The organism is Nostoc sp. C057 (assembly GCF_013393925.1).
GTDB lineage: Bacteria > Cyanobacteriota > Cyanobacteriia > Cyanobacteriales > Nostocaceae > Nostoc > Nostoc muscorum_A.
This window is the reverse complement of sequence record NZ_CP040281.1, coordinates 4,934,554-4,958,225: the sequence shown is the minus strand read 5'-3', so window position 1 is coordinate 4,958,225 and position 23,672 is coordinate 4,934,554. Positions and strand designations below refer to the sequence as shown.

General features: G+C 42.5%; 13 protein-coding genes and 1 pseudogene. 3 read left to right on the top strand and 11 right to left on the bottom strand.

All coding sequences use genetic code 11. The annotated features are described in order from the left end of the window. Positions 1 to 100 precede the first annotated feature (100 nt). Positions 101 to 1,033 (top strand): geranylgeranyl diphosphate synthase CrtE, encoded by a 933-nt coding sequence (gene crtE, locus FD724_RS21125; protein ID WP_163938862.1) that lies wholly within the window; start codon positions 101 to 103, stop codon positions 1,031 to 1,033. A 269-nt stretch (positions 1,034 to 1,302) separates the two neighbouring features. Then, positions 1,303 to 1,764 (top strand): divergent PAP2 family protein, encoded by a 462-nt coding sequence (locus tag FD724_RS21120; protein ID WP_114084696.1) that lies wholly within the window; start codon positions 1,303 to 1,305, stop codon positions 1,762 to 1,764. Between the two features lie 111 nt (positions 1,765 to 1,875). Here FD724_RS21120 and FD724_RS21115 read toward each other — a convergent pair whose 3' ends face one another. From FD724_RS21115 to FD724_RS21090, 6 genes and pseudogenes are all read right to left on the bottom strand, one after another. Further along, positions 1,876 to 2,511: a hypothetical protein gene (locus FD724_RS21115; RefSeq protein WP_256874328.1), complete on the bottom strand. Its 636-nt coding sequence runs from the start codon at positions 2,509 to 2,511 to the stop codon at positions 1,876 to 1,878. 275 nt (positions 2,512 to 2,786) lie between these two features. After that, positions 2,787 to 3,116, bottom strand: coding sequence for an MgPME-cyclase complex family protein (locus FD724_RS21110; RefSeq protein WP_114084720.1), 330 nt, complete (start codon positions 3,114 to 3,116; stop codon positions 2,787 to 2,789). 65 nt (positions 3,117 to 3,181) lie between these two features. Further along, positions 3,182 to 3,901 (bottom strand): SnoaL-like polyketide cyclase, encoded by a 720-nt coding sequence (locus FD724_RS21105; RefSeq protein WP_114084698.1) that lies wholly within the window; start codon positions 3,899 to 3,901, stop codon positions 3,182 to 3,184. A gap of 181 nt (positions 3,902 to 4,082) precedes the next feature. Continuing rightward, positions 4,083 to 4,808: a pyridoxine 5'-phosphate synthase gene (locus FD724_RS21100; protein ID WP_179073997.1), complete on the bottom strand. Its 726-nt coding sequence runs from the start codon at positions 4,806 to 4,808 to the stop codon at positions 4,083 to 4,085. Between the two features lie 107 nt (positions 4,809 to 4,915). Next, positions 4,916 to 5,256 (bottom strand): annotated as a pseudogene (locus FD724_RS21095) (DUF5615 family PIN-like protein). 3 nt (positions 5,257 to 5,259) lie between these two features. Then, on the bottom strand, positions 5,260 to 5,586 hold the full coding sequence (locus FD724_RS21090) for a DUF433 domain-containing protein (RefSeq protein WP_094344177.1): 327 nt from the start codon (positions 5,584 to 5,586) through the stop codon (positions 5,260 to 5,262). 145 nt (positions 5,587 to 5,731) lie between these two features. Here FD724_RS21090 and FD724_RS21085 point away from each other — a divergent pair, with 145 nt between their 5' ends. After that, positions 5,732 to 11,629, top strand: coding sequence for an AAA family ATPase (locus FD724_RS21085; RefSeq protein WP_179073996.1), 5,898 nt, complete (start codon positions 5,732 to 5,734; stop codon positions 11,627 to 11,629). A 253-nt stretch (positions 11,630 to 11,882) separates the two neighbouring features. On the opposite strand, the gene FD724_RS21080 is transcribed toward FD724_RS21085, so the two are convergent. The 5 genes from FD724_RS21080 to FD724_RS21060 form a co-directional block, all read right to left on the bottom strand. Next, a complete protein-coding gene (locus tag FD724_RS21080; RefSeq protein WP_179073995.1) occupies positions 11,883 to 14,408 on the bottom strand; it encodes an ABC transporter substrate-binding protein in 2,526 nt (841 codons plus the stop codon). Positions 14,409 to 14,435: 27 nt separating this feature from the next. Next, complete coding sequence (locus FD724_RS21075; protein ID WP_179073994.1) at positions 14,436 to 14,816, bottom strand: hypothetical protein; 381 nt, start codon at positions 14,814 to 14,816, stop codon at positions 14,436 to 14,438. A 708-nt stretch (positions 14,817 to 15,524) separates the two neighbouring features. Further along, positions 15,525 to 17,210: a dihydroxy-acid dehydratase gene (ilvD, locus tag FD724_RS21070; RefSeq protein ID WP_179073993.1), complete on the bottom strand. Its 1,686-nt coding sequence runs from the start codon at positions 17,208 to 17,210 to the stop codon at positions 15,525 to 15,527. 264 nt (positions 17,211 to 17,474) lie between these two features. Continuing rightward, positions 17,475 to 20,111, bottom strand: a complete 2,637-nt coding sequence (locus tag FD724_RS21065) for a GAF domain-containing protein (protein ID WP_179073992.1) — start codon at positions 20,109 to 20,111, stop codon at positions 17,475 to 17,477. 434 nt (positions 20,112 to 20,545) lie between these two features. Continuing rightward, entirely contained in the window at positions 20,546 to 23,647 is a 3,102-nt protein-coding gene (locus FD724_RS21060; RefSeq protein ID WP_179073991.1) for an MFS transporter, read from the bottom strand. Positions 23,648 to 23,672 lie beyond the last annotated feature (25 nt).

Genomic DNA, 23,672 nt, shown 5'->3' with positions numbered 1-23,672 from the left:
TTCCTAACTCATAATTGTGAACTCTTCATTTTTTCAGCCCCACAGCACCTTAAAATTGTGACGTATAAGACAAAAATCCCAAAGTGTCAGGAATTGAAGAATGGTAGCAACTGATAACGTTCAAAAGACACCACCAGAGGAAGCCACATTTAACTTAGTAGCCTATCTCAAAGAGCGACAAAAGCTTTGTGATAATGCTTTAGATCAGGCTATCCCCATCATTTATCCAGAAAAGATTTATGAGGCGATGCGCTACTCGTTATTAGCTGGCGGCAAGCGTGTACGTCCCATTCTTTGTCTTGCTACCTGTGAAATGATGGGCGGCACTATCGAAATGGCTATGCCAACGGCTTGTGCTGTGGAGATGATCCACACAATGTCTTTGATTCATGACGATCTCCCAGCGATGGATAATGACGATTACCGTCGGGGAAAGCTGACAAATCATAAAGTCTATGGCGAAGATGTGGCGATTTTGGCTGGGGACGGCTTGTTGGCACTCGCTTTTGAGTTAGTTGCCCTTAAAACCCCCCAAAGCGTTAACAGAGAGCTTACCTTGCAGGTAATTGTTCGTCTTGGTCGGGCGCTGGGAGCAGCTGGTTTGGTCGGTGGTCAAGTTGTCGATTTAGAGTGTGAGGGGAAATCAGATATTTCTCTAGAAACGCTAAATTTCATTCATAGACACAAAACATCCGCCCTTTTGGAAGCTTGCGTAGTTTCTGGCGGGATCATCGCTGGGGCATCAACTGAAGATGTGCAGCGACTAACCCGTTATGCCGAAAATATTGGGCTAGCATTCCAAATCATAGATGATATTCTGGATATCACTTCTACAAAAGAGCAATTAGGTAAAACAGCTGGTAAAGACCAAAAAGCAAAGAAAGTGACCTATCCTAGCCTTTGGGGACTTGAAGAATCGCGCTTAAAAGCCCAAGAGCTAGTTAAAGTAGCTTGTGCAGAATTAGAACCATTTGGAGACAGAGCCAAGCCACTCCAAGCGATCGCTCATTTCATTACTAGCCGCAATAACTAGCAACGCTTTGCGGAATTCTAAATTCTTATACCGTAAGGATTTTATTGATTGGGAATGGGTGGTTTCTTTACACGATACTGTACTACTACCGCCCAGCAGAATTGAAAATTCAAAATTCAAAAAGCTGATTAAATAAGCTTTTAGAGAATTTTGAATAATTCATCTGTTTCCGCCGTGATGTACTAGGTTAATTTTGGATTTTGGGTTGAATCTAAATGTTTCCTCAACCAACAAACGCTGCTAATATTTACTAACCTAACCAAAATACCATGCAGGACATAGGCAACATTTTAGACAACCGGGTGCTGCTGGTTGCTCTGGTCGCTTGTTTAATTGCTCAAGCATTAAAGCTCGTAGTCGAGATCGTCAAAAATCGCAAACTGAATATCCGTGTTTTGGTGACAACAGGAGGTATGCCCAGTGCCCATTCAGCTTTAGTTACAGCTCTAGCGGCTGGTGTAGGGCAAACACTTGGTTGGGCATCTCCTGATTTTGCCCTTGCGATGGTTTTTGCCATCATCGTTATGTACGATGCAGCCGGAGTTCGCCAAGCGGCTGGTAAGCAAGCTCGTATCCTCAATCAAATGATTGATGAATTATTTCATGAAAAACCAGACTTTAGCCAAGACCGTCTGAAAGAATTACTTGGACATACACCAGTTCAGGTAATAGCTGGGTCGGCTTTGGGTATAACCATCTGTTGGTTAGCTAGTTTTGCTTATTTAAACTAGGGTAATAAATCCTTGTTTGAGCGACTATTTTTAATGGGGAACTGGTAATTTGTCAGCTGACAAATTACCAACTTGGTAGATCGCATCAGTATTCTAGAAAACTTAATATCACTACAATCGCACAGTTGAGCGCAGCAGAATCACTTTACGGCTATCTACTATGCTGGCAACAAAACCGCCATTGTTCAGCTTCTGCAATGTGTTGTATGCTTCACTTTGATTGGTGGTATAAACTGCCAACAAGTAAGGGCGTTGTCCATAAGAAACAAAACCTACGTTACCTCCTACTGCTTGCTGCACGCTATTTACTAGTTCAGGACGATTGTAATAATCTACCAAAACTGCATAACCCTCTCCTAATGCTTGAGGATTATAGTTAACTGTTTGCTGAAGTGGCTGTTGCTGTAGTTGTGGCTGTGTTTGTGGCGGCTTTACATCTGCCGTTGTTGGTCGAGTGGTGATGATAGCAGACAAGCCAACAATATTACTTACATACCTTGCCCATCGATTGGCATCATCAATCTTTTTAAACCCCCCTATCCGCGTCACAGTTTCGTTGAGATATTTGCAGGTAATGGTTTTGAGTTCAGGCGGTAAGGCGCTACGCAACTGCTTTTGATTATCAGCTGTGGGACTGACTACTAATAAAAGATACTCGCCCGAAGTCGGTGGTTGACAAAGAGGAATGGCTTGTTGGGCAAAAACAGAACTCATGCCACCAATCAACCCTGCGTAAGCGAAGCTCATCGTAGATATCGCTAATCCTAAAACACTTGGTAAAGTCTGAAATCTATGCACAAAAGTTAGATTATGTAAATCAAGGTGTCTTAGAAGATTTTATAAGAAAAAAGCTGAAAACCTACTTACTTCAGTGTGGGAATGGAAGGACTGTTACAAAACATATTTTCTTCTTAGCAAATAAAATTGGAGTAAAGAAGGGAATAGGTTATAGGTTACAGGGTACAGATTATTCCCTATAACCTGTCACCTATAACCTCTTCCCCATGCCCCATTCCCCATTTTTAAGATACGGTAGCAAGCGATGCCAAAGCATCTGGTATTGTCTCAGAAGGAGCCTGGAATTCTCCAGTGATAACGTACTCTAAACGCAGTTTTAACCAAGTAATAAATTGGGGATTTGTAGAAATAATTGCTACTGCTGGTTGGGGACACTTTGCCTTGATTTGTGCAAATTGGGGTGCTTCCAAGAAAGCTGGTTGCTCAACCAACCAAAAATCTATTTGTTTTTCTTGTTCGTGGTAGTGACGAGTGCGTTCTTTGATAACTTCGTGTATCGGTTCTTCTTGGAGAAGAAAGCGTTGACTAGCCAAAACGTAATAGTATGTTTGCATTTTCATCCTTTGGTTGCTGTGTGAATAATGTAAGGGCACAGTACGACATTCTGTACCCTTATCAACTAACTCTTAGGGGATTTCTTGAACCAAGAACTGAACGGACAAGCACTTCCCGACTTTTGGGCATTTGTCTGTTTGCCACCAGATGTTAGCTTTTCCAAGAACAGATTATTGTCGAAGTAGTGTTCTAAGGAAATAACCTTCAAGTCATCGGTAACTTTTGCAATGCTCATACCGATAATTTCTATTGTCTCTCCAGTCGGTGCATGGCCTTTATATTCTCCATTAAAATGTCCCCAATGCCGCCATTTGAATGTGACATTTGGTGGCCCTGAGAAAACTTCCAGCACTTCCCAAGGAAATCCTTGGGGAAATGTTGTGTGGAAGACTTTTGCGGATGATTCAAAGGTTTCTTCTGAAGCTTTGTAATGCTCTGAATCAGGCATAAAGAGATTGTAAGTACCTTGGGCTGATAAATCTGCTGCGGTATACTCTACTCCGCCATTGGTACTCACACGAAACTGTTCATTGACAATAGATAACCACTGTTGTGGGTTAGCTTTGAAAGATACCTCCATCTCGAAGGTTCGCACTAAATTTTGCACGATCGCTTCCAGTGTACCTTCAAGGTGATTGTGGATACTTTCTTGGGCAAGATTTTCTTTGGAACGAGAATAATCAGGCGGTGTCTGATAGCGCCACTCGACATCAGTGCTTTCTGCTATCACTTTATCTCTATCCTGTACCCAAAGTGGCAGGTTGTTAGACTGTGTTGCGCTCATAGAAGTTTTTGCTGAAGATTTGATCCCAATTTCCAGATTTCGCAGTGACAACCCCTCTAGGTTATAGGTTACAGGTTACAGGTTATAGGTTATAGGTTACAGGTTATAGGTTACAGGTTATAGGTTACAGGTTATAGGTTACAGGTTACAGGTTATAGTTTCTTCCCCTATTCCCTATTCCCTATCCCCTGTCACCTCTGATAGCTTGCTTCATCTCGCGGACTGCCCTTTCTATACCTACTAATGCTGCCCGACTGATGATGGTATGACCAATGTTCAGTTCTTCCATGCCTGGAAGCGCAGCCACCGGATAGACGTTCCAGTAAGTGAGTCCATGACCAGCGTTGACTCGCAATCCAGCTTGAATCGCTTGTTGACAACCTTTAGCTAATATGGCTAATTCTCGGTGGCGATTTGTTTCATCTTTAGCCTCAGCGTATTGTCCGGTGTGCAATTCGATAAACTGCGCCTGTACCTTGACAGATGCTTCAACTTGTGCTGGTTCGGCATCGATAAATAAACTAACTGGAATGCTAGCGCTTTGCAATTTATCGACTATCTCACCTATTCTAGCAATTTGGCCAATAATATCTAGTCCGCCTTCTGTTGTGACTTCTTCGCGCTTTTCGGGGACTAAAGTCACGTAATCTGGTTTGATATCCAGAGCGATCGCTAGCATCTCTTCTGTTGCGGCCATTTCTAAATTAAGATGCGATCGCACTGTTTGCCGCAATATACGCACATCCCGGTCTTGGATATGTCGCCGATCTTCGCGCAGATGCACCGTAATTCCATCAGCACCCGCTAATTCTGCCAGCACCGCCGCCGCTACTGGGTCTGGTTCTACCGTCCGCCGCGCTTGCCGGATGGTGGCAATGTGGTCAATGTTAACGCCAAGTGTAGGCACCCCAAATTTCTCCCAATTCCACAATCCTCAGAACTTGATTTTACCGGAAATTGGGGAAGTTTTGCTTGAGAAGCTCAAAACAAATTGAAGACGAGCTTCAATTATTTTCAACTGGTAGGGCGTACAACGTGAATCAAGTTACCTGTCAATGATTCGTCTTGATTAATTGCTTCATTAATTCGAGTTGCCATTCGAAACCTATCAGTATCATTTGTACAAACAATAATACCTAAATGTTTAGGTGAGCTTCTATCCAGTTTGATAAAATCTTGACGATTTAGTGTTATTACAGTTCGATTATCGCGATTGCAAAGGCTAACACTTCGTCATCTGGAATACCTAAATTTGCGTTACCAGCTTCCTGTACAGTTAAAACATCATGTCCCATTGTTCTTAACAGTTCACTAACTTTACGTGGGAACATCTCATCAGCGTATAAACGCGCCATGATTTAAGCAACCTCATTAGCCCGAATCGCAGCTTCAATTTCTTCAGGATAAGCATCTGCATATATCCAAGCATTAACTAAATCAGCCGCGCCAATATGAGGATAATCTTGCAAAAGTTGGACTTCAGTAATTCCCAAACGACGTGCTTCAACTAATAGCCAAATTGCAATACGAGTCCCAGCAATACAAGCTTCTCCACCACAAATACCTGGTGTTTTCGTGATCCCTTTTGCCCCGATGTTGATGGTTTGAGTTAGGCTTTGGATAATTGCTGCTTTTTCTGTTGGAAGTAGTGCCAGGATTTGATTTTCTAGTTCTTGAAGAGTCATAGCTTATCTTAGCTCAATTTTTATTGTACTTATTAACAAAGTTTAGGTGTTAAATCTCCGTTACAAAATGTAATTGCGTTAGCAAAAGCAGGTTTTTGGGCACAATACTTTAAATAAATAGCTATTTATGAAGAGTTGATGAAGTATGAATATAGCAGTTAAGCCGATGGACAAGCTTTTTAACTATCGAATTAGCGAACAACTTTATGCAGGCTCTAGAACCTTAGTTTATCGTGCAATTCGAGAGGCTGATCAACTTCCGGTTGTAATCAAACTGCTACAGCAGGAGTATCCTACCTTCAACGATCTACTGCTATTCCGCAATCAATACACGATCGCTAAAAATATTGACCTACCTGGTATTGCCCATCCCTACAGCCTGGAACCTTACCGCAACAGCTATGCTTTGGTGATGGAGGATTTTGGTGGTATTTCCCTCAGAGATTGGATGAATGAAACAATAAGGGGTAAGCAATATACTTTGACAGAGTTTTTGGAAATTGCGATCGCTCTGAGCAATATTCTTGACGGACTCTATCGCCATCGAGTTATCCACAAAGATATCAAGCCTGCTAACATCCTCATCAACCCAGAAACTAAGCAAGTCAAGTTGATTGACTTTAGTATTGCCTCTCTCTTATCCAGAGAAACCCAAGAAGTTCACAGTCCTAATGTCTTAGAAGGTACTCTTGCCTACCTTTCCCCGGAACAAACCGGACGGATGAATCGCGGAATAGACTATCGCAGTGATTACTATTCTCTCGGCGTTACCTTCTATGAATTGCTGGCTGGACACTTACCCTTCGAGTCTAACGATCCGATGGAGTTGGTTCACTGCCATATTGCCAAGGAACCAGAAAAATTAGGGGGCAGAGGGCAGGGGGCAGGGGGCAGGGGGGAAGAAGAGATTCCCCAAGTTCTTTGTGACATTGTGATGAAATTGATGGCGAAAAATGCTGAAGACCGCTATCAGAGTGCATTAGGGCTGAAATTTGATTTAGAAAAATGTTTGTCTCAATTGCAAGAAATTGGAGAAATCAAATCCTTTCAATTAGGTGAGCGGGATATTTGCGATCGCTTCATCATCCCAGAAAAACTTTATGGTCGCCAAGACGAAGTTGAAAGTTTACTGAATGCCTTTGAGAGAGTCAGTCAGGGAAGCACTGAAATTATGTTAGTAGCAGGCTTCTCTGGTATTGGCAAAACTGCTGTGGTTAACGAAGTCCACAAGCCAATCGTGCGACAACGGGGTTACTTTATTAAAGGTAAATTTGACCAATTCCAGCGCAACATTCCTTTCTCTGCCTTTGTGCAAGCCTTTCGAGACTTAATCAAACAACTACTGAGTGAAACTGACACTCAATTCGAGGAGTGGAAGTGCAAAATTCTCTCTGCTTTGGGTGAGAACGGACAAGTGATGATTGAGGTGATTCCAGAACTGGAAAGTATGATTGGTAAACAGCCTCCTGCGCCGGAACTCTCTGGGAGTGCGGCACAAAATCGCTTCAAATCGCTGTTTTTGAAATTCACTCAAGTCTTCACTGCCGTAGAACATCCATTGGCGATCTTTATTGACGATCTGCAATGGGCAGATTCTGCTTCTTTAAAGTTAATGCACTTGTTAATGAGTGAAGTTGACATCGGCTATCTACTATTAATTGGTGCTTATCGAGATAACGAAGTTAATCCAGTACATCCCCTGATGCTGACTTTGCAAGAGATTCAGAAGTTGGGTGCTACAGTCAATAGAATTACCTTAACTCCTCTCGATCAAACGTCTGTTAATCACTTGGTTGCAGATACATTGAGTTGCTCCCTAGCGTTAGCCACACCGTTAACAGAGTTGATATTGAGCAAAACCAAAGGTAATCCTTTCTTCAGCACCCAGTTTCTCAAAGCTCTACATCAAGAAAAACTAATTACATTTAATTTTGATGGTGGTTATTGGGAATGTGATGTTGCTCAAGTGCGATCGCTCGCCCTTACTGATGATGTAGTAGAGTTTATGGCAATTCAGCTTGAAAAGTTGTCACCAGAAACTCAAAAAGTTTTGAAATTAGCGGCTTGTATCGGAAATCAATTTGATTTAGCTACGTTAGCGATCGTCCATGAAAAATCCCAGATGGAAACAGCCGCAGACTTTTGGAAAGCTGTCCAAGATGGTTTGATTATTCCTACTAATGAAGTCTATAAGTTTTATCAGGATTCGTCATTAGTCATTAGTGATTTGCAAAGGACGAATGACAAAGGACAAATGACAATTTACAAATTTCTTCACGATCGCATTCAGCAAGCTGCCTATTCACTAATTCCTGACAATCAAAAGCAAGTTACTCACCTGCACATTGGACGTTTGCTGCAACAAGCGACGACTGTCAATGAACGAGATGAGAAAATTTTTGCGATCGTCAACCACCTTAATCAAGGGATCACTTTGATTAGTGATCAACAGGAGCAACAGGAACTCGCGCAGCTAAACCTGGCGGCTGGACATAAAGCCAAGGGTGCAACAGCTTATGCAGCAGCTTTAAACTATTTCAACACAGGTATTGCCATACTAACGAGTAATTGCTGGCACAACCAATACAATCTCGCCCTCATTTTGTATGAAGGAGCAACAGAATCAGCTTACCTCTGCACCGATTTTGAACAGATGGAACAGTTAGCTGAGATAGTACTGAATCATGCCCAATCCTGGCTAGATCGAGTAAATATCTACAGTATTAAAATCCAGGCTTGTATGGCACAACATCAACAGCTAGAAGCCTTGCAATTAGCACGAGAAATCCTCAAGCATCTGGGAGTGCATTTGCCGGAACAACCCACCTCAGCAGACATCGAACAGGCACTGAGGCACACCCAAACTTTGCTTAATGACAGGTCAATCGAATCTTTGTTGGAATTACCGCAAATAGCCGCACCGGAGAAAAAAGCGGCAATGGTTATTTTATCCAGTATTATTTCTGCGGCTTATCAAGCTGCTCCTGAACTTTTGCCCCTGGTGATCTTTGCCGAATTCGATTTATCAGTAGAATACGGCAATGCTCCAGAATCGACTCATGGCTATGTAATGTATGGGTTGACCTTGGTTGCCACATTGGGAGATATTGACGCAGGCTATCGGTTTGGGCAACTGGGGATGAATCTTATGCAACGCATCCATGCCCCCAAGCTAACTGCTAAAACAATTTTTGCCTTTAACTGCTTCCTCAGACATTGGCAAGAACCTGCAAAATATACCTTGGAAGGATATTTGCAAGCCTACGCCAGTGGGCTAGAAAGCGGTGATATCGAGTATGTCGCTCTCAGCCTGATGTGCTATTGCTACACAGCTTACTGGAGTGGTCAAGAACTATCTGCCTTAAGACAAACGATAGAAGTGCATCGCAAGGTCATTCAGCAATTGCGCCAGGATAACTGTCTGCACACACAAAGTATTTATCATCAGGTTGTAGTCAATTTGTTGGAGGTTGTGGTTGAACCTGAGCGATTGCTTGGCGAATACTGCCATGAAGATGAAATAATTCAGCTTTACGTCAAAACTAATCAGGGAGCAGGACTATATCAGGTTTATTTCAATAAACTTTTCCTTTCCTACCTTTTCCAAGACTATGAACAAGCTCTACAAAACGCCAAACTTGCAGAACCGTATTTGGGTGCAATCACAGGACTAGTGATGGTTCCTCTGTTTTACTTCTACGATGCACTAGTTCGATTAGCGGTTTACCCAACTGCCAGTAAGACAGACCAAATCAGCATTATAGAACGGGTGAGGGGCCATCAAGAAAAACTCAGCAATTGGGCGGCTTATGCACCAAATAATCAGGCTCACCGCCATGCTTTAATTATCGCAGAAAAATGTCGAGTTTTGGGGGCAAAAGCTGAGGCAATTGAGTATTACGATCGCGCCATTGCTAAAGCCAAAGAAAACGAATATCTCAACGAGGAAGCTCTTGCTAATGAACTCACAGCTAAGTTTTATTTAGAATGGGGCAAAGAACGCATTGCCCAAGAATATTTGATTAATGCTTACTATTGTTACACTCGCTGGGGTGCTAAAGCCAAAGTTGATGATTTAGAACAACGTTATCCACAGCTTCTAGCGCCTATTTTACAACAGACGCGTTCACGAAGTGATTCTGAAAGAGTATCGCCGATCGCAAATATTGACAGCATTGCTACCTTGCACTCAAGCACTAATAAATCAGTAACATCTAGCAGCAGTGCATCAGTAATGCTAGATTTGGCAACGGTTCTCAAAGCCTCTCAGACTCTTTCCAGTGAAATTGAACTGGATAAATTACTTACGAAGCTGCTACAAGTGGTAATTGAAAATGCTGGAGCAGATAAGTGTGCGTTACTACTGCTCAAAGAAGGTAGATTGCTAGTTGAGGCAACTACTGAAGTTGGGCAGCAATCACGGTTGTTACAGTCCATTTTTGTAGAAGATAGCGCAGACATTCCCCATAGCCTAATTTATGCGGTTAAACGCAGCCTGCAACCTACCGTTATTCTTGATGCCACAGTGCATCCGGTGTTGATGGCTGATCCCTACATTATGCGTCAGCAACCCAAAAGCTTGCTGTGTACACCGATTATCTATCAAGGTAAACTATTAGGGATTTTGTATTTAGAAAACAATCTGGTTGCTGGGGCATTTAGCAGCGATCGCGTCGAAATTCTCAATTTGTTATGTACTCAAGCTGCAATCTCCTTAGAAAACGCTCAACTTTATCAGCAAGCACAAAATACTCTAGAAAACCTGGGACAGACGGAACAATTCTTGCGGTTAATTATGGATAATATCCCTCAGTCTGTTTTCTGGAAAGACCGCAATAGTGTTTATTTAGGCTGTAACCAGAAATTTGCTCAAGCTTCGGGTGTAGAATTGCCAGAAAATGTTATTGGTAAAACGGACTACGATCTACCTTGGACTCGTGAAGAAGCAGATTGGTATGTAAAGTGCGATCGCCAGATCATAGAGTCTGGACAAGCTGAACTCAATATTATCGAAACATTACAGCAAGCAGATGGAAAAAAAATCTGGTCAAACACAAATAAAATTCCTCTAAAAGATATAGAAGGAAATATTTTTGGTATTCTTGGTACTTCTGAAGACATAACCGAAAGCCAGGAAGCAAAACAATTGCTGCAACAGCAGAAGCAACGATTAGAACAAGCTTTACAAGAACTCCAAACGATGCAATTGCAATTAGTGCAAGGTGAAAAAATGTCTGCTCTTGGTAATCTGGTGGCAGGTGTTGCCCATGAAATCAACAATCCTATTGGTTTCATTGCCGGCAACATTGAACCAGCCAAAGATTATATTAAAGACTTGTTTGCACTGATTAATCTTTATCAAGAGAAGTTTCCTAATCCTGGCTCAGATATTAAAGACGAAATTGATGCCATCGACCTTAATTATTTACGTGAAGATTTACCCAAATTACTGGAATCGATGAAATTGGGTGTTAACCGTATTCGTAGTATCAGTACCAGTTTGCGAACCTTTTCCAGAGCAGATAAGGATTATAAAGTTCCCTTTGATATTCACGAAGGCATTGACAGCACTATTCTAATTCTGAGACATCGTTTAAAAGCTAACGAAAATCGTCCGGCAATTGAGGTGGTGAAGAATTATGGCAAACTCCCCCTAGTCGAATGCTTTGCTGGACAACTTAATCAAGTGTTTATGAACTTATTAGCAAATGCCATTGATGCACTTGAACAATACAATACAGAGCGGAGTTTGGAAGCAATTCTAGCTAACCCCAATTGCATCACCATTCAAACCCGTGTAGCAAACTCAGGTCAGAATATCTTGATTAAGATTGCCGATAACGGGGTGGGGATGTCACCGGAGGTCAAGGAACGAGTATTTGACCATTTATTCACTACCAAGCCTGTAGGAAAAGGCACTGGATTAGGATTAGCGATCGCTCGTCAAATTGTGGTAGAAGGACATGGCGGTTTACTCTCCTGCACTTCAGAACTTGGACAGGGCACAGAGTTTGTCATTCAAATTTCTACTCAACAACAATAATGAGTGCTGTTAGCGGTAGCGGGGCGTTTAGCCCGTGCTGAATGCTAGAGTAATTTCCACTTCAATACTTTTCGGTTTTTGAGGTAAAGCGTAAAGGGAAGGAAAAAACCTGATAGTCTCAAGCAGCAAGCACTGTTAAAAACACGGGCAAGGTAAGGATAATATTAATAATTGGTTAGCCATTCAGAAGACAGAAATCAAAACTTTGGCAAATTCTGTTGTGATGCGATCGCTATTAAGTAAAACTGCAAAACTAAGGTTTGATAAGCACAAATTCGTATTTATCAGTGCCAGGTATTTGTTGAACTTTAACTAAAAAGATGTCATTATTTATGCGATCGCCTGATTGTGCAAACTGAATCTTTCCTGTAGCACCATCGACTGAAAAACTTGGGCTGTGCAGTACTTGTTGTAATCCCTCACGTGTACTATTTTGCTGCAAGCTTGCGATAATTGCTTTAGTTGCATCATAAGCCGTAGCCGTTCGCCAATTCACACGCCCACGCCAAAGTTTTTGAGAATTTTTTAAAAAAGGATTATCAGGAAATGCTGCGGGATGCCAAGGCGCAGCGAGTACCATACCGTTGATATTGGCTTTCCCAACTTCTAATGTTTCAATTGTATAAAGTGTGGGACTACTGAATAGTGCTAACTGCCCTTTATTAGCTTCTGCTACTGCTAAACCTTTCTTAATTTGGTCGATGTATAGACCTAATACCAAACCATCCGCCTTACTATTGATAGCCTGAGAAATGACTGCACTAGGATTGAAATTAGAGGAAGAAACATCACAATTTGTAGTATTAATCTTGCCCCCAGCAGCCGTTATTTTTGTGAGTAATTCCTCTTTAAACGACTGATTGTCAACTGCTTTAAAATCAACACAAATAAGAATATTGTTTTTCTTCATTGTTTTGATAGCATAACGAGACAGGCTATCTGCCATTAAACTAACATTGGGAACAGTGCGGAAAATATAATTACCAGTATTAGAGAGGTTTTGGGCAAAACTGGTAGGAGATATCATCACTAACCCGTTTTTTTGATAGACATAAGCTGCGGGTATAGAAGCATTACTGGCATTGTGCCCAACCACAGCCAAAATTTTGGTATCCTTAACAAACTGATTGGCAATCTGTACGGCATCGGTTGGGTCATTATTATCATTAGCGATCGCCAACTCCAATAGTTTGCCATTAACACTGCCACTGTTATTTACTTCATCTTGGGCTTGAGCTGCACCGCGTAGTATCTCTTCTGCGACAGATTGAGTTGTACCGATAGGTACGCTCACGGCAATTTTGAGCCGATCTACTTTCTGGCGAGCTTTAGCATTGTTTAAGTAAATTAATGCTTCTGGGTCAGTGGAATTAGTTTTTCGATAAGCATCAAATTTTTCAATAGCAGTCTTACAGTCACTGTTAGCAAATGCTTGAACTCCAGCTTTTTTATCTGGGTTTGTATCTGGTTTTAATAAAATTTCTTCACCCAAGCTAATTCTATCACCTAAAGTAAACTCCTCTTTGGTACAGGAGTTTTCTATTGGCTGAACTACAGGTTGAGATTTACTTCCTGGTCTAAAAAAGTAGACTACAGTACCGCCAATAACTAATCCGATTACTCCGATAATGCTAGCTGCTATATAGTTAAATTTGCTAGGTTCGTGAGGTGGGGGATTGACAATTACCGGAGGTGGGGTAAGTGGCTGTTCAGCAATTATTGGAGCTTCTATTAGGGCTATATCTTCATCTCTAAGTCCTAACGCTTGCTGAAGACGTTTCAAATTAGCACCAGTTCTATCGCTGAGAGGAAACCCTTGTCTAATCTCGTCACGGAACGCTAGCTCATATTGCTGTAATTTTATCCTTTTGTTTTCGATAGGTGCTAAAACCTGAGTTTCAATTGCAGCAGCGTCCTCAGATGATAGTTGCAGGGTCTCTCGTAATGCATCCAATGCAGTGCGACCAGCAACAGAAATTTTACCGTTCCCGCCCTCTACCCAATACTCAACTTCTCGAAGATATGTGAGTTTGGGATCGTTACTTGGTGCTTTTGCAAGCTTGATTTTAAAGCCACCTTTGACAGGATATATCTCTGGTTTCATGGCTGGCGTACTTTCTTGCACCTTCTTGGCAGCGTATTCATGCAATTCATCAACAGAAATCCAACCATCTTCATCGCGGTCTGCTGCACCAGTCTCTAACCCCTCAACTATGTAGCTGGTGTAATTTGAGGTATCTACCCCTTGCTGTTCAAAAGCAAATTGAGTTGAAGTCGAAGATGTGAGAACAGCTCGCCCTTCTCCACCCAATTGGTTTTTGACATCCACAAAACCATCATCTTTAGCCGCCATACCCTCTGCAAATGCGCCGCTAAAGCAACAATCAAGAATCACTATCTCGCGTTTGGAGCGACTATTACTCATAACCTCATGGACAAAGTTAGCCGGTACTGTTGTTGCCCTAACTGGTACTCCCTTGTCAGTTTTACGGGTATTACGAGCTGCAAAGTAAAGCTTACCACTCTCATCTTTAATGCCATGTCCAGAAAAAAACAGCAGCACGAGGTCATCTTTTTGACGATTATCAAACAAGATTTCGATCGCTTCCTCCATCTCATGCCGTTGAGGGTTCAGCAGCACTTTGACATCATTAAAACCGCCAATCTCTGGGTTCTCTAAAACTCGCTGTATTGCCTCGACATCTTTTGTCGCTGCTGGCAATGGAGTAAGACCAGGTTCATACTCACTGACTCCGATTAGCAGTGCTACTTTTGCCATCTCCCTATTCTTCCTTGCTAATGGAATTTATGAGTTGCCCGCGATAAACTTTTGAGCTTGTTCAATGGCAGCGTTTAACTCTTGCTGACTGCTAGCTTTCACCTTGAGCTTCTTACCGTTAGCCTCGACTTCTAATTCAATGGTTTTGTTACCCAAGCGATCGCCCAAAAATCCCAACAATTTCTTAAAATTGGCAAGGCTAACCTCGGCCTGCAACACTCCTACCAAAAAGCCACCAACAGATTTGGCTCCTTGAGGTATTTCTGTAACTGCTACAAGTTCAGCACTTTCTACATCTAATTCTTTGATGTCTCGCAGCAGATTCCGTGTTTCCCGTTCTTGTTCCTCTGCATCTAAGTCTGGATTAGAAAGAGCGATCGTCAGTTTGACGTTAGATTCAGAACTCATTTTGTGCCCTTTTAGGTTTTTCAGCAGTTGATGGTCAATTGTATTTCTGTAGTATATCGATTGACATCACATCTTCTATGTAAATTTCCTGAAACTTCTTCAAAATTTTTACAAAAACTCATAAAATTTAGGTAAAAATCTGGTATAAACACAGAACATCTCTCTTCAATAGCTTCAAAACTTAGAGGCAATCAATACTATTTCATCTGACAAGTTGTTTTGATACAGCAGTTTTTTTACCAATGCTTGCGATCGCAAAGGAGCTACTGAGTTTATCAAGGAAGGCAGGAGGCAGAGGGCAGGATAGCGCAGCGTTAGCGAGTCCGCGAGCGTCGGCAGGAGGAAAACTGCCCTGTGTTTTCTGCTGCGACCATCTGGAGCAAGGGTTTAAGACAAGAACACTGTTGCGTTAGCTTCCCGCAGGGTACGAGAGTTCAGTGGCTCTAAAGACGCTCGCAGACTCGCTCTAAGCGTTCGCGTAGCGTCTCTAAGAGTTGCTATGCCGCAGGCTTTACGCTGCGCTATCAGTAAGGGTCGAATCCCCTACTGATTTACTCCTTCTGCCTCCTGCCTCCTTGAACCTTGCAACTTCCTGGCGATCGCTAGATCCAACTATTACAGCGTAAATGCAGCGACGCTCTCAATTAACCAGAAAAGGGGCAAAATCCCCTTGTTAAAGGCGAACTTGCGCCACAGTTGTCAGGTTAATTAAAACAAATCCAAATCTGTCACAGCACCGATACTGCTAGAAGATACCAGTTTGGCATATTTCGCCAACACGCCTTTGGTGTAACGTGGAGCGGGGGGTTGCCAATTAGCACGACGACGGGCCAATTCTTCTTCGGAGATATTCAACTGCAAGAGTCGTGCAGGTGCATCAATCGTAATACTATCGCCTTCTTCTACAAGTGCGATCGCACCACCAACGGCTGCTTCTGGAGCAACATGACCAACTACCATGCCATAAGTACCGCCAGAAAAGCGCCCATCGGTAATTAATCCCACCGCATCACCCAAACCAGCCCCGATAATTGCGGAGGTGGGAGCCAACATTTCTCGCATTCCAGGGCCACCCTTAGGCCCTTCGTAGCGGATAACCAAAATATCACCAGCTTGAATTTTACCCGCCAAAATTGCATCTAAAGAAGCTTCTTCCGACTCAAACACCCGTGCAGGCCCAGTAATTACTGGTTTTTTCACGCCAGTAATTTTGGCAACAGCCCCTTCCGTTGCCAGATTACCTCTGAGGATGGCTAAGTGTCCTTGAGCATACATTGGGTTACTCCAAGTCCGAATCACATCTTGATTGGCGGATGGTTCTTCGGGGATGTCTGCTAATATCTCTGCAATGGTTTGCCCGCTAATGGTCAGGCTATCACCATGCAATAAGCCATGCACGAGTAGCATCTTCATGACTTGGGGAATGCCACCAGCTTTGTGCAAGTCTGTAGCGACATATTTACCACTTGGTTTTAAATCACACAAAACAGGAACACGGGCGCGGATTGTTTCAAAGTCATCTAGGGTTAACTCTACATTCGCGGCGCGGGCGATCGCTAAAAAATGCAACACGGCATTGGTCGAACCACCCACCGCCATAATCACAGAGATAGCATTCTCTATAGATTTGCGGGTGATAATTTGGCGAGGTAAGATTTGTTTTTTGATGGCTTCGACTAACACAAAGGCTGATTTTTCGGTGCTGTCAGCTTTTTCAGCATCTTCGGCTGCCATTGTGGAAGAATAGGGCAAACTCATTCCCATCGCTTCAAATGCTGAAGACATGGTGTTAGCCGTGAACATTCCCCCACAAGAACCAGCGCCAGGACAAGCGCGACTTTCGACTTCTAATAATTCTTTTTCGTCAATTTTTCCCGCACTGTATTGACCAACTGCTTCAAAAGAACTGACAACGGTTAAATCGCGTCCGTTGTAGTGACCGGGTTTAATTGTGCCACCGTAAACGAATATTGCAGGGATATTCATCCGGGCGATCGCTAGCATTGCCCCTGGCATATTCTTATCACAACCCCCAATGGCTAGTACACCATCCATACTTTGTCCAGTACAGGCGGTTTCAATGGAATCGGCGATGACTTCCCGCGACACGAGGGAATATTTCATCCCTTCTGTTCCCATCGAAATCCCATCGCTGATGGTAATTGTGCCAAACATTTGTGGCATCGCTCCGGCGGTTTTAATCCCCACCTCTGCCCTTTGCGCCAGTTGATTTATCCCCATATTGCAGGGAGTGATGGTGCTGTAACCGTTGGCTATACCGACAATGGCTTTGTTGAAATCTTCATCTTTAAAACCAACTGCACGCAGCATAGCTCGATTTGGCGATCGCTGCACTCCTTGCGTCACTACTTGGCTTCTCAAATTCTCCGACATCTTTTTTCCTTCCCTGGCATGATCGCTTGTATTGCGATTGTATTACCTGATTTTCTCATGTATACGCAGCACGATCGAACATGAGTAACCACTACTGGTCTGTCTCATTAAATTTGAGGGGTAAATACGCTTGTAGTAAGGATCTTTAGTCCTCAAACATTCAAGCACTAAAGTGCTTACTACAAACCTAGCAAAATTAATGGGACAGACTACTACGCCAGTTTTAGTTTTTAGCCTTAACCCAAGCTAACCCCATTTTTAAGACTATGGCTCGCTCAAGAAGTCGTTAATAGCGTGTAATAATTGACGGAAAGTGTAAGGCTTCTTCAAAAATATATTGATACCAGCGTTAGCAGCCTCGACTATTTGGCTGTCTGTCACCATGCCGCTGATGCCCATAATCTTGACTTGTGGATTCATTTGTTGCATTATGCCAATTGCAGTTAACCCATCCATTGACGGCATCATCATATCCATCAACACCATACTGATTTGATTTTGATGCTGGGCATATAATGAGATTGCCTCGATGCCATTAATAGCTGTCAAGGTTTTGTAGTTGTGGTCTTCTAGCAAAGTTTTGCTAATCTCTAGGATAGCGGCTTCATCATCTACAACTAGGATTAATTCTCCGTTGCCATTGGGCAATTCCAAGTTCTCTGTTTGTTGCTTTGTACTTTTGTTCAAAGCTGGTAGGTACACTTGGAATTGGGAACCTTTGCTTACCTCGCTAGACACTTTCACAAAACCATTGTGGTTTTTGACAATCCCAATCACAGTTGACAAACCTAAGCCAGTGCCTTTGCCTGGTTCTTTGGTTGTGAAAAATGGTTCAAAAATTCGCTCCAAAATTACTGGAGAAATCCCAAATCCTGTATCTGAAATAGTTATGACTATATAAGGGCCCACCTGAGCATTTAGATTCATCTTGGCAAAATTTTCATCAACGAATAAATTTTCCGCAGAGATAGATAATGTACCGCCTTTGGGCATTGCATCACGAGCGTTGACGCACAAATTCATTAACACCTGATGAATTTGAGTCGGATCTGCCAAGATAGTCCAGAGTTTATGTCTAGGTAGATTATTAATAATTGCGATCGATTTTGGAAATGTGCTTTGGACAATTTGCTCAATTTCTAACAGTAGGTGTTCTATTTGTAAAGAAATGCCGTTGCCTTCAGACCTACGAGAAAAAGTCATAATTTGCTTGACCAAATCTGCCGCCCGTTTAGAGTTATGGTCAAGAAGCTTCAGCAGTTGTTGATTGCCTGCATCCAGATTGGGAAGTTTGAGCGCTAACATTTCCACTGAGGAAAGAATGGGTGTCAGAATATTGTTGAGGTCGTGGGCAATACCACTTGCCAACGTGCCAAGACTCTCTAGGCGCTGGGCACGAAGAAATTGGGCCAGGAGTTGTTTTTTCTCTGTGATGTCGGTGTCAACACAGAGGATGGATTTGGGTTGCTCTGCTTCATCACGCATCAGTGTCCATCGGCTTTCCACGATAATTTCTTTGCCGCCCTTTGTCACTTTATGTAACTCACCTTGCCATAAGCCAGAGTTAGTAACATTTGTTAAAGCCACTTGTAACTGCTGTGAGCTTTCTTTGCACAGCAACTCCTCCAGGTTCTTTCCCAAAGCTTCATGAGCTTCCCAACCATATAGACGTTCTGCACCTTGATTCCAGAATAAAATTTGGTTTTGGAAATTTCGCACGATAATCGCATCAGAAGCGATATCTAATAAAGCTGCTTGTTCGCGGATTTTCTGTTCTGCCCATTTGCGCTCAATGGTCGTAGCTAACACATTAGCGATCGCTTGCAAAAAGTGAATATCATTTTGGGTAAACTCTCGCTGTCTAGTTGTGTGTGCGCCTAAAACACCCAGAGGTTGTTTTTGACCTTGAATGATGACGCTCATGCCACTGATCACTGAGTGGTTAATTAATAGCGGTGGTCCTTGAAACCGTGTTTCTTTCCGCAGGTCACAAACAATTACTGGCTCATGGGAAAGTAGTGTATACGAAGCCTGAGTCTCATTTCCTCCACCTAATTCTAATTTAAAATTTCCTACTAGCCCTGGCTGCCAACCAACTCCCGATCGCAAGAATAAGCTGTTCTCATCTGGCAGCATTTCTAAAACTTTACTGTATTCCACCTCAAGGCTTTGAGTTACCAGGACAACAGCTTCGTCCATTAATGTGTAAAGGTCGATATTAGCTAGAGCTAACTGACCCAATTTAGCTACGGCTGCCTGCTGGCGCACACGCGCTCTCAAACCAGCTTCCACCCGCTTGCGTTCAGCGAGTTCAGTATGTACCTGCTCATAAAGTTGAGATTGCTGGATGGCAATGCCCACCTGTACTGCCAATTGTTTAAGAAAATCGATTTCCCACGTCTGCCACTGACGGGGTGCTGCACACTGGTTAGCAACTAATAATCCCCACAATTTTTTTCCTTGCAAAATTGGAACCGCCAAGTTTGCCCTGACTTGAAACTGAGTAAGTAAATCGCGGTGGCATTCAGTCAGACCTGCTGTATAAATATCTGCAATAGCTTGGATGCGCCCATGTCTGTACTCCTCGCCGCGAGTTTCCATCAAATAAGTGTCTTGAACTTGGGTATTCAGGATAGCAATCCAACGATCATCAACAGACTCTACCACCACTACCCCACTGTAGTCTGGTTCAAACTGATACATGAACACTCGATCTACTTGTAGGAATTGACGGACTTCAGTAACGGTGGTATTGAGAACCTTGTCCAAATTCAAACTCTGGCGGATGCGCTGGGCAATTGCCATCACCAATCGCTGCCATTGAATTTGCTGTTGTAGTGCCTCCTCTGCCTGCTGACATTCTGTGAGGTGGCACGTTGAATTAAATTCATCATTGTTCATCTGTAATATGCCTGGTTTAATCCATTAGGTTGTCAATATCTGTAGTGACTGCTGGTTACGCCTCTGTGCTATTGCCTGTAGCCCATACTTTGTAGAAATAGATATAGTTAAAATTATCTGATAATGCAAGGATATTAATCTTACGGCAGTTATTATTTCTATAGCTCTTCCTTAAGAGGTGTGCCGATTCAATATATGTTTTCTTTATTGCACCATAAATTATCATTTGTAACAACTTACAATAACTGTATGTATGTTCAGCTATTGAATGAAATAAGGGGATCAATCTGGCTTGAACACAGTTATTTACTCTGTTTTGACCATTAGGAATTAAATTAATCCTTACTGATAAATTCTTATAAAAAAAGTGGCATTCATTTGTATAAACTGAATCCCACTCTCTATTTCTTAAAATTATCGATGACAGAGATATTTTACCCAGGAAGAGTTAGCCCAGTCACAGCGATCGCACCTGCGATCGCACTGGCACAAAGGGAAGTGATCGCTGTCCCAAATATCCACCATGCAGCATTGGCAACGGTTTTTTTGCTTTCTTCGGCTTGCTTTTTAGCTTGCTGTTGGATCGCTTTCAAACGTTTTTGGGTTTCTTTCTGGATGCGTTCGGCTCGTTGCAATACGCCATCCCGCGCTGCTTCTATTTGGTCGATAATCCGGTTAGCATCTGCCTCAGAGATATCCTCACGAGAACTGATCACAGCAACTAAGGTGTCACGATCAAATTCACTCAGGCGATCGCGCAATGCTTCAAATCCAGCTTGCGGATCGTCGAATACTTTGGCAAAGTCTTGCTTAATACCTTCATAGTTGAGTTCAGAACGATCCAGGGAGTTAAGATAGTTGCGAACTTTGGCAAAAACTCCATCCAGCACTGATTGCACTTTCTGCTGAATCTGCTGAAATTGTTCGACAATGGAACTGCGGACAGAATCAATTTGATCCACAATCCGGTTAGCTTCTTCTTCTGAGATATCCTCACGTTGGGATAACAGCGCCACAATTGTGGAACGGTCAAATTTTGAGGCGCGATCGCTCAAACTCCCAATTCCAGCGCGGGGAGAAGACAACAGCAATTGTAAATCGCGTTTGATTCCTTCAGGGTTGAGTTCGTCTTTGTTGGTATTACGCAGATATTCTTCAAGATTGGCTTCAAAATCTAAGGCTTGTTGAGCAGTACGCTTGGCTAAACGTCGCGGCGCTCTTACAATATCACCAATGGCATCTTGTACGCGATCGATGATCTGATTAACTTGCTCTTGGCTCAAGTCTCCGCGCTGACTCACGAGTTGCACTAAGGTTTCTCGATCGACATGAGATAAGCGATCGCGCAGTGCTAAGGCTCCAGCTTTGGGATCGTCGAGTAATTTTTCCAAATCGGCTCTGATACCTTCGGGATCAAGTTCTTCCAAGTTGGTATTGCGGAGATATTCGGCGATCGCTTTTGTAGTTTTTTCGTACTGTTCTTTTGCTTGCTGCGGTACTTGCAAAATACTATCTCGGACTGCTTCTAGCTGATTGAGAATTTGGTTTACCTGTTCTTCGCTCAAATCTTGACGCTGACTGAGCAGTTGTACCAATGTGTCGCGGTCAAATTGCGATAGGCGCGATCGTAATAGGCTAATTCCGGCTTGCGGATCGTCTAGTAAAACTCTAAACTCACGTTTGATAGCTTCGGGATTGAGTTCGTCTTTGTTAGTATTCCGCAGATAGTTTTCAACTCTTTGACGCAGTTCATCGGCTTTCGCTTTTGCTTGTTCTTGCAATTCTCTAGCACGATTCAAAATATTATCGCGGTTGCGTTCGAGTTGACCAACAATATTATTAGCTTCCTCTTCGCTGACATCTTGACGCTGTTGCAGCAATTGGACAAAAGTATCGCGATCAAATTGTCCGAAGCGGCTACTTAAATCTTCAAAACCAGCTTCTGGATCTTCTACTAACTTGGCAAAGTCCCGTTCAATACCTTCAGGGTTGAGTTCTTCTTTCCCAGTGGAACGGAGATAATCTTCGATGCGCGTGCGGAAATTTTGCCCTTTTTCTCGCGCTTCGGCCTGTTTTACAGTCTCTAAAACTTCCAAGCGATCGCTTTCCATTTGTTCGGCAATTTCTTTCACCCTGGGTTCACTGAGATCGTCTCGCTGGTTCAGCAAGTTGGTGAAATATTCTTGATTTATTTCTTCCAACTCTCGTCTTACAGTTGTCGGATCTGCGTTTACGTCATAGATGACTTCTTTAAATTCATCTACTAGCGTAATTCGATTAAAATGCCAAGGGAATGAATTCAATATGTAATCTTCGACATCTGCTTTAATCGTGTTTTCAAGTGATATTGGCAATTTTGCAGATACTTGCTCAGTGGCTTGCTCTCTAAACTTTTGAAATTGTTCTGTTACTTGTTCTACATCGATATCTTGAACTTTTTCTTTCAGCTTTTGCAACTGAGTTGTAATTTTATTCACATCGATATTAGAAAGATTGACCCGTTCGAGAACTGCTGGTGCGGCAGCGCTCAAACCATATCTAATAGCTTGTTTAATTACACCATTGCCATTACCACCTCCAACTGTAACCAGTTGTTGAAGCCGTTCACCCAATTGTTCGGAATTCAATTCTTCAGGAGTAGCAGACTTAAGTAAATTAATTACTTGTTCTGTGGGATTTTTGCGATTCAAAGCTTGTTGCCAAGCACCTTGAAATTGGTCAGCAATGCCATTTATCTCTTCTTTAGATAAATCTGTGCGAGTGCTGATTAAATCAACAAATGTTTGACGGTTAATGTTTTGCAATAAATCGCTATTAGCAACAGATTGCAAATCTGTATCTTTAAGAAGCTGGTCAAATTGGTTGCGAATTTCTTTAACATCCAGCTTTGGCAATTGCAGAGAACTTAAAGAACTTTGGAGAGTATTTTTAATCCCTTCAGAATCAAAACCTGAAGTTAATTCCCGCCGAACTGCGGCTGTAATATCTTCCGCAGTCGAAACTAACTGTTGTTTTGCAGCATTAGCACCGATACCAGCAGTTGCTGTACCCATTAAAGCTTGAAAACCAGAAGTGACAGTATTAGAGATAGAACCAATTAAAGAACCTACGGCTGATGAACCCAACCAAATTACTAGTGAGAAATAGGTAGACCAGATGACTACACCAATAATTGCTCCTAAGAATGCGCTTTCGATTAAGCTAAGTTTTACAGCTAGAAAGCAAGCAATAAATAATGCAATGCTCGCAGTTATTAACACCCAAGCGCCAACTTTGCCTTGAACCTTACGAATTGTCTTACCCAAACTTTCTGACTCATCATCGGAATCTGAATCAATTTCCCAAGATGAAATTCCGACAGCAACTGAAAAGTTTGTGAATAACAATTGAAAAGCAAATGCCATCGAAACCCCAGCCAGCAATGCTACCAAGAATTTAGGCCCAGAAAAAAGTACTGATGCTTCTTCTGGAGTTAGTACTTCCTGAGCTAAGGTTATTGGCGCTAATCCTAAAATAGTTGGAACACTTTGAAACATAATATTTTCTCACTTTCACTCAATT